Source organism: Deminuibacter soli, assembly GCF_003412455.1.
In the GTDB taxonomy this organism is placed as follows: Bacteria; Bacteroidota; Bacteroidia; order Chitinophagales; family Chitinophagaceae; genus Deminuibacter; species Deminuibacter soli.
Genome location: NZ_QTJU01000001.1, coordinates 934,672 through 947,973 on the forward strand (window position 1 = coordinate 934,672; position 13,302 = coordinate 947,973).

Annotated in this window: 8 protein-coding genes; 4 read left to right on the forward strand and 4 right to left on the reverse strand. The window is 46.2% G+C overall.

The annotated features are described in order from the left end of the window. Positions 1-6 precede the first annotated feature (6 nt). The 4 genes from DXN05_RS04135 to DXN05_RS04150 all read left to right on the forward strand — a co-directional run bounded on the left by DXN05_RS04135 (position 7) and on the right by DXN05_RS04150 (position 3,951). Positions 7-822 (forward strand): 2OG-Fe(II) oxygenase, encoded by an 816-nt coding sequence (locus DXN05_RS04135; protein WP_116845927.1) that lies wholly within the window; start codon positions 7-9, stop codon positions 820-822. Positions 823-871: 49 nt separating this feature from the next. Then, on the forward strand, positions 872-2,119 hold the full coding sequence (locus tag DXN05_RS04140; protein ID WP_245975114.1) for a glycosyltransferase: 1,248 nt from the start codon (positions 872-874) through the stop codon (positions 2,117-2,119). A gap of 2 nt (positions 2,120-2,121) precedes the next feature. Further along, on the forward strand, positions 2,122-3,045 hold the full coding sequence (locus DXN05_RS04145; RefSeq protein WP_245975115.1) for a UbiA prenyltransferase family protein: 924 nt from the start codon (positions 2,122-2,124) through the stop codon (positions 3,043-3,045). Between the two features lie 288 nt (positions 3,046-3,333). Then, a complete protein-coding gene (locus DXN05_RS04150; protein ID WP_158559117.1) occupies positions 3,334-3,951 on the forward strand; it encodes an HAD family hydrolase in 618 nt (205 codons plus the stop codon). A gap of 183 nt (positions 3,952-4,134) precedes the next feature. Here DXN05_RS04150 and DXN05_RS04155 read toward each other — a convergent pair whose 3' ends face one another. The 4 genes from DXN05_RS04155 to DXN05_RS04170 form a co-directional block, all read right to left on the reverse strand. After that, positions 4,135-9,582, reverse strand: a complete 5,448-nt coding sequence (locus DXN05_RS04155; protein WP_158559118.1) for a PKD domain-containing protein — start codon at positions 9,580-9,582, stop codon at positions 4,135-4,137. Positions 9,583-10,111: 529 nt separating this feature from the next. Then, entirely contained in the window at positions 10,112-10,978 is an 867-nt protein-coding gene (locus tag DXN05_RS04160; RefSeq protein ID WP_116845930.1) for a DUF707 domain-containing protein, read from the reverse strand. Positions 10,979-11,050: 72 nt separating this feature from the next. After that, positions 11,051-11,947, reverse strand: a complete 897-nt coding sequence (locus DXN05_RS04165) for a beta-1,6-N-acetylglucosaminyltransferase (RefSeq protein ID WP_116845931.1) — start codon at positions 11,945-11,947, stop codon at positions 11,051-11,053. Continuing rightward, positions 11,928-13,295 carry an oligosaccharide flippase family protein gene (locus DXN05_RS04170; protein WP_116845932.1) on the reverse strand — a complete coding sequence of 456 codons (1,368 nt, stop codon included), beginning with the start codon at positions 13,293-13,295 and terminating at the stop codon, positions 11,928-11,930. The genes DXN05_RS04165 and DXN05_RS04170 overlap by 20 nt, the downstream gene beginning before the upstream one ends. Positions 13,296-13,302: the final 7 nt, after the last annotated feature.

Here is a 13,302-nt window from a genome sequence, read left to right on the forward strand (position 1 = left end):
CTGTAAATGAACTTCATTAACCGCTCTGTAGAGGCGCTGCATGGTTTTGCTGACGAACACAAAGCTGCCTATACCACGGCTGACCCATTCCCCAATATTTATTTCGACAATTTCTTCAATCCGGATATGCTGAAACAGGTGCTGTCTGAATTCCCGGACATGACGAAAAATGCAGATATAAAATTCAACGATCACAACCAGGTAAAACTGGCCTCTAAAGGAGAATACAGGTTTGGCGACCAAACCAGGCTGTTTATGCATTACCTGAACTCACAGCCTTTTCTTGAATTTCTGACCAAACTTACCGGTATTGACAACCTGATTCCAGACCCTACTTTTGAAGGCGGCGGCTGCCACCAGATTCAGCGTGGCGGGTTATTGAAAATACATGCCGATTTCAACAAACAGCCACACACCAAACTCGACCGCCGGCTGAATGTGCTGGTGTACCTGAACGAAGACTGGAACGAAGACTGGGGCGGCCATTTTGAATTGTGGGATACCAATATGCAGGGCTGCCGTAAAAAAATACTGCCGCTGTTTAACCGCATGGCTATTTTTTCAACAACCAGCAACTCGTACCATGGTCACCCCAATGTACTGAACTGCCCTCCTGAAAGAACCAGGAAATCACTGGCCTTATATTATTATACCAATGGCCGTCCTGCAGAAGAAGTTGTTCCCGATGCAGACGATCACAATACTTTATTCAGGAATCGCCCTGAGGACAGGAAGTTTCATTTTTCCAGCTCACTGAAAAGAACAATAAAACTGGTTACGCCACCTATTGTACTGCAGGCGCTGAAATTTAAAACCAACTAACCACGCCACACCACTAATCTTTGTTACACCTACAACCAACCCGCACTGCATGATGGAAGTTTCAACTGTACCTGTTTCGGCGACTACAGATGAGCATATCGCCATTAAAGGAAAAGATATTGTAATCATTGGCTTGCAGCCCTGGTATTATGATATCGGGAGTAATTGTAAAAACATCGCCATGCAGTTTGCACAGCACAACCGTGTACTGTATGTAAACCTGCCGATTAACCGCAAAACCTATTATTCGAAAAAGAAAGATGCGGGCATACGCAAGCACTTTAACATTATAAAGAATGGCGGCAGCAAAATAAAACTGATCAAACGCAACATGTGGGAGTTTTATCCTACATCTATCGTTGAATCGCTTAACTGGCTGCCATCTACCACGGCATTTAAAACGCTGAATTATATTAACAACAAGCGTTTTGCCAACGATATTAAATATGCAGTGAATTACCTGCATTTTGAAAACATCATCCTGTTTAACGACAATGATATTTTCAATGGGCTGTTTCTGAAAGAGTTGCTGACACCATCGCTGTACGTGTATTACTGCCGTGATTTTTTGCAGGGATACGATTACTGGCGCAAACACTGCCGTAAGCTGGAGCCTGAACTGATCAGGAAAGCGGATACCATAGTGGCCAACTCTACTTTTTACTCGGATTATTGCGCCACCATTAATCCCAACTCCTATTACATAGGACAGGGCTGCAATACCGCCATCTTCAATCACCTCGACAACCACGAGTTGCCGGAAGATATGCGAAGCATTGGCAGGCCGGTGATCGGTTATATCGGATCGATTGATTCAGCCAGGCTTGATGCCCGGATCATTGAAACAATAGCGAAGTACAATCCCGGCTGGAATGTAGTGCTGGTGGGCCCTGAAGACGATCAGTTTGCACAAAGCAGTGTGCACCAGTTGCCCAACGTGCATTTTCTGGGTAAGAAGCCACTACAACAACTGCCTGCTTATGTTGCCGCATTTGATGTATGCATTAACCCGCAGTTGCAAAACCAGATTACGCAGGGAAATTACCCGCTTAAAATTGATGAATACCTGGCCATGGGCAAACCGGTGGTGGCTACCAGAACAAAAGCAATGCAACTGTTTGAGCCCTACACCTGGCTGGCCAATGAGCCGGCAGACTACCCGGCATTGGTTGAAAGGGCACTGGTACAAAACAGCGAAACAGTAAAAGAAGCACGCATTGCATTTGCGAAAAGCCATAGCTGGGAAAACAGCATGAGCGAACTGTATAAAGCCATTTCAAAGCATTTAAAAAATTAGCTATGTTCACTTCCGGTCATATAACAAATACAAAAACAGGCATCCCGATGGTGATGCTGATGCGCCCGCATCATTGGGTAAAGAACGCGTTCCTGTTTTTGCCGTTGTTTTTTTCCGGTGAAGTGTTTAACATAACCAAGTTACTCGATACCTGCTGGGGCTTCTTTGCATTCGGTTTTGTAGCCAGCAGCATTTACATATTGAATGATTACATGGACTTAGAGGCCGATCGTAAACACCCGGCCAAATGCAACCGCCCGTTAGCGGCAGGCACTGTGTCGAAACCCGCAGCCATACTGCTTTTCATCGGATGCCTGGCAGCAGGTACCATTATTGCGCTGCTGGTAAAACCCAAGTTTGCGTTTGTGCTTGGCCTGTATTTTTTGATGAACCTGGCTTATTCACTCGGACTGAAAAACATTTCGATATTAGACGTTCTCATTCTCTCTATTGGGTTTGTATTAAGGGTAAAAGCCGGAGGAGTAATTTGCGTTATCCCCATTTCCCAATGGTTGATGATCATGATTTTCCTCCTGGCTTTTTTTATGGCAATTGCCAAAAGGCGCGATGATACACTGCTGAAAATGGATTCGGGCGTAGATATGCGCAAATCGATCAAAGGGTATAACCTGGAGTTTCTGAATGTAACACTGGGACTTGTTGCAGCAGTAATGATTGTAGCCTACCTGCTGTATACCATTTCGCCCGATACCATGCATCGCTGGCAAACCTACAGGCTGTATTACACCACCATTTTTGTAATAGCCGGCCTGTTGCGCTACCTGCAGATAACATTGATTGAGAACAACACAGGATCGCCAACCAGGCTTTTGTATAAAGACACGTTTTTACAGATTACACTGGCCTGCTGGATTGTGAGCTTTTATACCATTATTTATTTACCGGATTTTTCATTGTTCAAATAACCTGTAATAAACGGGTATGAACAATGCCATATAAGATACTGAAGAAACTATCTGCGAGGCGGCGGATAATGTGCGCAGCGGAACAGATACTTATGAAGCAAGGAAGGGCTGATCAACATTCTGGAAAAAATAAGCGGAAAAGGATGGGGGTCTTTTTCTGCTGGTTATAGAAACCTTTGCTGAGCAGAATGCCTGAAGCCCTTCCAATTTTTTTACCGGCTTAGCCGGTTCAATGAACAGTTTGAAAGTACAGCTCATCAGAAAGTGCTAAAAATGCAATACGACTTTATGAAGAATTATTCAGATAATTCCATAGCCTTCTTTGATTTTGACGGCACACTGACATCAAAAGACACCCTGATTGAACTTTTGAAGTTTGCCAGGGGAAAAACGAGGTTTTATGCAGGACTGGTGGTGTTATCGCCCATGCTGGCTGCATTTAAGGCACGGTTGATCTCCAATCAGCGAGCAAAGGAAATTATGTTATCGTTTTACCTGAAGGGCATGCCTGCCGAAGAATTTGAAAGCATCTGCAAAGATTTTGCAGCCACGCACCTGCCTTCCCTGTTCAGGAAACCTGCGCTCACCGAGTTAAGGCGTCACCTGCAGAACGACACCCAGGTAGTGATTGTTTCAGCTTCGCCTGAAAACTGGATTTTACCCTGGTGCCAGCAGTTTAACATCAAATGCATTGCTACCAAGCTAAAAGTGCGTGATGGCAAAATTACCGGCAAAATATCGGGCCGCAATTGCCAGGGAAATGAAAAAGTAAAGCACATTTTAAAGAAGTATAATCTTTCACACTATACCAAGATTTACGCCTATGGCGATACACCTGATGATTTACCCATGTTGTCCCTTGCAACCGAAAGTTTTTATAAACCATTCAAGGAGCAGCTGATTTAGTTTTTTACGCCCGTTTGTTTTTCCGTACCATTTTATTACCCGTTTTTTTCCGTACCAATTATTCAAAAACAGTTGCGTTCCTTCTCATGAAAAATACACCTCATTACAGCCCTGCTGTAAAAAAGAAAAAGTGGAGTTTTACCTCCACTTTTTTCTTTTTATTATTTGTCAACAGTGTCTATACTAGTCTTTCATCCTGATGAAAGGCAGTGATTTTCTTACACCGCTATCAGACAGGAGTACTACGTAGTAAGAACCTGGCAACAGCTGTGAAATATCGAGCTGCTGCAGTGGCTGGCTGGCATCTGTTGATTTTACAGACAGGATGCGGCCATTGCCATCCATCAGCATGATGCTCAGCTTACCGGTTCCGCCCTTGGTCATTGCCACGTTAATGGTTGATCCGGTTGCAGGATTCGGGTACAGGTAAGCACCTGCAGTTACATCAATTGCTGCATCTGCTGAAGCCTGCTGAACAATAGCCTTACTTACCCTGATGGTTACTTTTGCGCTGTTGGTAGCACCGTTGTTATCGGTTACCACTACACTGAACACATAGTTACCGGCTGTTGTAAGTTTTGTAGCCTGTGTTACAGAACCCGCAGCATTGGCAATGGTTGTTTGCGCAGGACCGCTTTCCTGTTTCCACTGATATTTGGTAATAGTGCCATCAACATCGTACGATTTGCTGGCATCGAGTGTTACCGCAGATTGTGGTGCAACAATCGCTGTATCTGCCTTATTAATCACTGCCAGCGGCAGCAGGTTAATCGCTTTCTGAACAGTTACTTTTACCACAGCCCATGAAGAAGCGCCCAGGTTATCCTGTATGTTCAGCTGGAAGATGTATTCACCTTCCACCAGGCCGGTTACCGTTGTTTTACTGCCGGTAACGCTGGCAATGTTATAGCTTGAAGGACCCGTAATTTTGCTCCAGTAGTATTTGGCCACTGTGCCGTCGGGATCGTATGAACCTGTACCGTCGAGCGTTACGCTGGTAGTTGGCAGGTTAATGGTTTGATCTTTACCGGCATTTGCAACAGGCGTTTTATTGGCGCCTGCAACAATCACTTTCATGGTGTCTTTATCGCTCTTATTGTTATTATCAGTAACAGTAAGCTCTACCACATAAGTACCTTCTGTAAGGTTGGTGAGCAGGAGTTTGTACCCCTTGCTGTCATCCCATGTACCTGTAGCCGGTCCGCTTACCTTACGCCATTTGTAGCTGGTAATAGTGCCGTATGCGTCGGTTGATGTGTTACCATAAACCGTAGTTGCATTCAGTGGCAGCTGCAGATTGATATCATCACCTGCACGTGCAACAGGACCGCCGGTGCCGGCAGGAGGTGTTGTAACTGGCGGTGTAGTTTCAGGAGGCGTTGTTGTTGGTGGCGTAGTTACCGGTGGTTTGCCGGCATTGGCACTTTTCACCGTAATGTACATGGTATCTGAAGCCAGTACACCAATACCATCTTTCACTTTCAGTTCAATACCATAGGTACCTTCAACCAGGCCGGAGATGGTGGTTTGGGCAGCCAGTGAATTACCAAACTTATAAGATGAAGGACCGATTACTTTGGTCCAGATGTACTGGGAAATAGTACCACCTGTTTCGTATGATTTGCTGCCATCGAGTGATACGCTGTTGGCAGGCAGGGTAATGGTTACGTCGGCACCTGCATTAGGCATTGGTTTGCCTGGTTTGCCAGGGGCAGCGGCATTAACCGTAACCCAAACAGTATCTTTTGCAGTAACACCCTTATCGTCTGTAACGGTAAGCGCAACGCCGTATTTACCTGCTACCAGGTTAGAGAACGTTGTTTTTGATGCAGTAGTGGTGCCCAGCGCAAACTGGGTGGGGCCGCTTACTTTGCTCCAGCTGTACGATTTGATGGTACCGCCTGTTTCGCTTGATTTGCTGCCGTCGAGTGTAACACTGTTGGTGGGCAGGGTGATAGTAACATCTGCACCTGCATTAGCAACCGGTTTACCATTGGCTGCAGGGTTAACAGTAACCCAAACAGTGTCTTTGCCGGTTAAGCCCTTGTCATCAGTCACCGTCAGTGCAATACCATATTTACCTGCAACCAGGTTAGTGAAGGTGCTTTTTGAAGCAGCCGGTGTACCCAGGGTAAACTGTGCAGGGCCGCTTACTTTAGCCCATGCATAGGTTTTGATAACACCATCTGCATCCGCAGAACCTGTACCGTCGAGCGTTACGCTGTTGGCAGGCAGGGTAATGGTTACATCGTTACCTGCTTTGGCAATTGGCGCTGCATTCACAGGAGGTTTACCAGCACAATTGGTTGTCCAGTCAATACCTGCAGCAATGTTTACAGAGCCGGTATTGTTACAAATGATATTGCCTTTGCGGTAAGTATCAAATGTTTTATAGAAGCGGATGCCTTCGCCGGTGTAATTGCTGATTTTGTTGTTGGTGATCGTGAGCCATGAGCTGTCAACAGGGTCGGTGTTGCGGGTATCAACCATGATACCGTCCATACCATATACTGTTTTGCCGCCCAGCTGGCCGCTGCCACTGATGGTATTGTTGTCAATTTTAATATTGCCTGCACCCAGCACCAGGATACCCAGGGCATAAGAGTTTTTCACGGTATTGTCGTGAATATATGCCTGCGAATAACCGCCGAGGCTGATACCGTTACCCTGGTTGGTAGCGTACTCAAAGCCGGAGTTGCTTACCTGGTTATTGTAAATTTCATTGTCACCTGTTTTGGCGCAAGACAGCTGGATACCTGAACGGTTGGTGCTGTCTACAATGTTATTGTACACTTTGATATTGCTGAGGTAAATAGGTTTGGGGTAAATGGTAACACCATTACAAACCACACCACGTTTACCGTTAGGATCGGTAGAACCCATGTACATACCTTCCTGGCCCATGCGGCGGATACGGTTATCGTGAATGGTGATGTGATCCAGTGTCCATTTGCCGTTCTGCAGTGAATCTGCACACTCCTGTTCCTGTTTAACCCAGAAGCCGTAAGTTTTATGATAGATATCGATATTGCTTACTTCCACATTGCTTGAGCGGCCGAAGATATCGATGGCCACGCCGTCGCCTGTGGGGTGTTCAATATGGAAACCGTATTTATCTGCAGTACCGGTTCCGGTTACTTTAATATAACGGCAGTTGTTGAATGCGAAACCGCTGGTTAAAGTTACCGGGCCGCCTTCATTAATAATGGTAACAGGACAGCTGGCAGTACCATACACATCATTGAATGATACATAGCTCCATGGGCTGCCTTTCAGTACCAGTGTATCACCCGGCAGGTAAGCGAAGGTTGGGCCATTTACATAAATACCCTTGTCACTTCCCTGTTTCAGGTAAATTCTTTTGCCTTTACAAGCCGTGCCGCCGCCTGCTGCAGAGCCGTCAACAACTACGGTAGCGTTGGCTGAGCTGGTAATACCATTATCACCGGTTACGGTTAACTGGTAAACATACGTACCCACAACCAGGCTGCTCACGGTAGTGGTAGCCGCAGTTTTGTTGCCGAGGCTGCTCTGCGAAGGACCGCTCATCTGTGTCCATACATAAGACTTGATGGTACCGGTAGAAGCAGAACCGTCTAAGGTAACCGAGGTAACAGGAAGTTTCACCGTAATGTTGGCGTTGGCTACAGCAGCTACCACCTGTGGTATAGTTACTGCGGCTTTCACCGTTACCGTTACCTTAGCTGTAGCTGTGGCGCCCTTGTTGTCCTTCACCGTTAACTGGAATACGTAGGTGCCTGCTTTTGACAAGCCGCTGACACCTGTTTTGGATGAAGCTGCATTGCCAATGGTAGATACGGAAGGACCACTGCTTTGCAGCCAGCTGTAAGCTGCGATGCTGCCATCGGGGTCAGATGAACCTGAACCGTCGAGCGTAGTGGTCGTTTGCGGCAACGTAAGTGTAATGCCGGCGGTAGCCACTTTAGCAACTGGCGGTTTGTTGGCTGCTGCGGTTACCACCACGTTTACAGAGGCAGTGGCAGTTGCACCGTTATTGTCTTTTACCGTTAACTGGAATACATAGGTACCCGCAGTGGTTAAACCACTTACACCTGTTTTAGCTGAAGCTGCACTGCCGATAGTAGATACTGACGGACCGCTGGTTTGTTTCCACGAGTAGGAAGTGATGCGGCCGTCTGCGTCTGACGAACCTGAACCATCGAGCGTAGCAGTGCTGGTTGGTAAAGTAATCGCGATGTTGCCGGTTGCAACTTTGGCAACCGGTGCTTTGTTCGAAGCTGCAATCACAATCACTTTTGTTTGTGCAGAAGCAGTAGCACCCTTGTTGTCTTTTACAGTGAGCTGGAATACATAGGTACCTGTAACCAGGCTTGATACAGTAGTTTTTGCAGCGGCAGGTGAAGCAATGATGGCATTACCCGGACCGCTTACCTGCGACCATGTGTAAGCAGCAATGCTGCCGTCGGGGTCAGATGAACCGGAGCCGTCGAGCGTGGTGCTGCTCACAGGTAAGGTAATATTAATAAGGCTGCTGGAGATCTTTGCAACAGGCGCCTGGTTAGGGGCTGCAGTAACAGTTACCGTTACATTGGCAGTTGCGGTAGCGCCTTTATTGTCGGTTACTTTTAACTGAAATACATACGTGCCTGCTGCCAAACCGGTAACATTGGTTTTGGAAGCAGTAGCAGTGCTGAACTTCGCGGTGTTGGGCCCGCTTACCTGTGACCATGCATAAGAGGCGATAGAGCCGTCGGGGTCAGATGAACCTGAACCATCCAGGCTGGCCGTGCTGGTGGGCAGCTGAACAGCAATAGAGGAAGCTGCAACTTTTGCAACAGGTGCCTGGTTGCTCACCGGCGGTGGCGGCGCAGAAGCTCCGCGGGTAAATTGCAGAAACCATTCATATACGTTTAAGCCATTGGGACGCCAGTTGGGATCATAACCACTCTGCCAGCTCCAGTGACCTACGTTGGGAAGACCGGTGATGGCAGCCTTAATGCCGGGGTTGTAGCTGTTGATGTCATTTACATAACTCTGTGCTGCAGGCCAGAACGAATCGGCTGTACCGCAAATGCTCCATACAGGCAAATTGGTGGTCGCTGCATTTTTAAGACCGGCGATCCTGTTGGGTTCAATCGCAGCATCAGCCATGGGCGACATGGCTGCAATTTTTGCTGTGAAGTTCACATCATCGGTGATACAGGTTAAAGTACCATAGCCACCTGCAGAGTAACCCGTAATATAGATACGTGACGGGTCAATGCGGTACATCTTCTGGATAATGGGCAACATGTAAGCTACGTGCTGTTCCTGGAACGACCAGCTGGGCGCCTGCGGGGAGAACACGATAAACTTGTAGGTTTTACCATCCTTCGGGTTAACCGCCTGCGGTTTAAGACCCTGGGCAATTTTCTGCGGCAAACCATCGGTAATCATCTGGTTGATGTCGGTGCCTGCCTGCCCTGTACCATGAAGGGTGATGATGAGCGGATAAGAAGCGGAAGTACTGTTGTAATCGTCTGGCAGGTAAACCAGCGCTTTACAATTCTGAACTGAGGAATAATTGAGTTGTATAACCTGCTGGTTACCAATTTCGGTCTGTGCAAAAGCAGTATTGTAAACGTTTGCGCTAACAAGCAAAACAAACAATGCTGCAATTTTTCGGAATACATTTCCTCTTCGCTTTAGATAATTGGTGGCGCATTTTTGATGGCCGCGCATACCAAGGCCATGTGGTGGGGGTGTAAAATTTAAACTCATGAATTTGGGGGTTTTCACTATTGAGTTAAAGAAACCGCCCAATCCGAGCAAGTTATATGCCATACACCCAAAATGAAGGCAGGCCAAATAAATATAAATCGGTTTCATATGTAGCCTTATAATTATGAAAATTCATGATAAGTTTTATTAATAAGGCAGCCAGTTTCTCACATTCCTGTTTATACATTTAAATGGAACGTATAGCCTGAAACTTAGTTGGGATAAGGCTTACATAAATATGTTGAACAAATGAACAGCTATCTGGAATGAATGAATAAAACAATAAACATGCAAATGATATAAATTAAATTAATATTAAGGAATGACTTGTTTTGCAATGAACAAGCGGAATGATACCTAACAAAACAGCCCGGGCACTGTTGCCCGGGCTGTATATTATATCATTGCAGGTACACCTCTAGTGCGCTACCAGCTTCAGTTTGCGCAGCAGCTTGTTCTTACGGCTTATAATGCGTGAACCAGGATCATAATCATTCCATGCTCTTTTTACAGAAGCCCATGCCTGTTGCAACATATGCATGCTATGTACTATCCGGTTGCTTCTTTTGTTTACCAGCTGCAGCCTCCCGTATTCACGGTAGTTTTGTTTCCTGGCACCAAAGTCATCAGTGATCTTCTTCCAGTCAACCTGCGGGTCAACACCTATTTTCTGGTATAATTCGCCGCCGCCAACAGGCAGGGTATGTTTCATGGTAACGGTATCAAATACCACCAGCTTGTCTTCAGGATAACCGAGCAGTTTAGACCAAACCGAATCAACGCCCCAGCTGGAACGGTTTCCGGTGAATGATGGCATACAGGTTTGCAATGCCTGGGCCGAGAACAACGGAGACATGACTTCTATCTGCCCTACATAACGGCAAAAGCTGTCGCGTTTCTGTTTAAACATGGGCCAGCTGCAAAACGAATCACGTGATAATGATGCCTGGCTGATGGAGCTGTTGAATGCACGGCTCAATGCAAACAGCTGGTTTATCTGCAGGGTATCTATCTCAATATCGTCGTCGAGAAAATAAAAGTAATCATACTGCTGCAGCCATTCAGGATGAATGCGGGTAAGCAGTTCATGTATCATGAAGTATTTAAAATCTTTCAGGTGGTAAAAAAAATCGATGCCCGCATATTTTTCCGGTGCATTGATTTGTTCATGGTAAAACATCAGGCATACGTCAAACGCTCTTTTTTCAGGATGTTTGAGCCAGCTGTCCCTGAACAGGTACGATTTATTGCCGCAGGGGGCTATGATTATGTTACGGTTTGCCATGCTATTTTATTTAAGGTTGACAAGGAATTCCGCTGCTGTTGTGTAACGTTGCTCCGCACTACCAGCGTTACATCAGGCTATCTGCCTTTTACTGCCGATCAGCTCTTCCAGTACGGAAAAAATATGGTTATCTGTGTCTGTATCAAATTTGCGCGCGAAAAATTTGCCGGATGCCTTCATCTCTTCCAGGTCATTGGTGGTAAGTATTTCTGCATGACCATTACCCGGAAGCCATTTGCAAAACAGCAGGCATTCGCGCAGCCGCTCCCTGAATGCTGAATTGTATAATATGGAAGCGAAAATAAACTCATCGGCACCCCAGCAATATTTGAAGTACCGTGCAATATCGGGCCGCAGTTCCAGCACATCAATAATAAATGCAGCTGCTTCAGAAGTAACGGTAAACCAGTTTGGACCACCTGCCAGCGTGTAGTTTAAAGGAAAGCGGCGCCTGGGCAGCACAGCATTCATCAGCTGCTCCAGCCGGTGCTTACCTTTCTTCATCCAATGCACATTTACCAGGTGATAGTTATATACCCTGCTCAATGCATCGGGCCATTCTTCTTTCAGCGGGCGCGCTGTAATAAACTCCTGCCCGTTGTTTTCTTCCAAAAACCGGAAAAATTCACCGGCAGGTTTCAGCGGAAAGTCCTGCCCGGACATAACATTGATATAATTATACTGTTTAGGCAATATCTCGGCAAAGCCGTTCAGGATAGCCTGGATGGTACCATAAGCCGCCCAGTAGATAGGCGTTCTTTTTTGTACCATAAACACATTGGGCTTAGCAAACAGGTATTGAAAGGGAGTGATATCAGCCTTCCTGTCAACATGTATAAAAAAATCAGCCCCAGGATAATCAAGTGCCTGAATCAGCCTTTCCAGTTGCCGGGGCTGCTTGTGGGTTAATATAAGATGAGCGACTTTCATTTTGGTTTTTACATTACGGTTAGTTCCGCATAATAACATTTTTTTGCTTAAATACCGTGTTCATTCCCAATGAATAGAGCCGCTTGTATAAATCCATCATATGCCTGATAATACTGGGCATTTCTAGGCCTATTTGTTTGCGCATAACCAGGTACCAGGCAATTGTTCCTAATGTAGTGGTAATAAGCGTTCCGATAACTGCGCCATAAAAACCAAAGGTACGCAGGCAGAAGTAATTGATGCAAAGATTACAGGCCAGTGATATGGTATTGATCCAGAAGCACAGTGCTGCCTTGCCGATAGAATTGAGCAGGTTGGCTGCCTGGTTTTGCACCGGGCGCAACAGCCCCATCATCATGTACAACTGCAGGATAAGTGCTGCAGGAATGTAACGTTCCCCTGCAATCAGCACAATCACCGGTTTGGCGAATGCAATGATGAATAAGGCCAGTGGCAGGGTAAATGTAAGCAGGGTACCTACCATACGTTCGTACAGGTATTTTACTTTGCCGCTATCGTCTTCCGCAGCTGCACGGGCACTCTTGGGAAACAGGATGTCTGCCGCAGCATAGGAAGGAATGTCTACCAGTCCGTTTATTCTTGACGCTGCACTATAACAGGCTACCGATGCAGGATTACTGATGAAACCGGCCGTCATGATCTGGTCGAGGTTGGCAAAAATATTCGACATTACACCCGAACCGAAAATATAGCCGCCATAAGAAAAGATCACTTTAACCGATTGCCTGGTAGGACTGAACTGCAGCGTAAGGTATTTGCGGCTGTATATGAATAATACAATGGCCCCGATAAATATGCTGCCTGACATGTATAACGACAACCAGAAAAATGATACCGGCAAATGCAATAGGTAGTGCAGGCTGATGGCCGCAAAAAAGGATACCTGGCGTACCATATAACCTGCAAACACACCCTTGAAGTCCAGGTGGGATTGCTGCACTGCTTCAAAATGCGAGAACATGACCATGAATACCAGGCCTGGTATAAACCAGCGTAATGCAATACCCAAATCAGCGCCGGCATGCAACACAGTGCCCAGCCAGCCGGAACACAATAGCAGGAATACAATAAATGCCACACTGATGCTGGCGTTGATGATAAAAGAAGAAGATGCAATAGCCGTTCGTTGATTGACATCATCGCTTGCACTAACGTATTTCACGTGTGCATTTTTCAGCAGCCCGCTTTTGGTTATTTCAAATACGGTGGTGATGGTTAAAAACAATGCCCATACGGCCATTTGCGGCTGGGAAAGCCAGCGAATGAGTATCAGGAAATTCACAAACCCGAAGAAGGTTAATGAAAACCGCTGCAGCACTGCATAAAAAGCCGACCGTATCCAGTATGAAGAAAAATACTTTTTCAACAGTGGG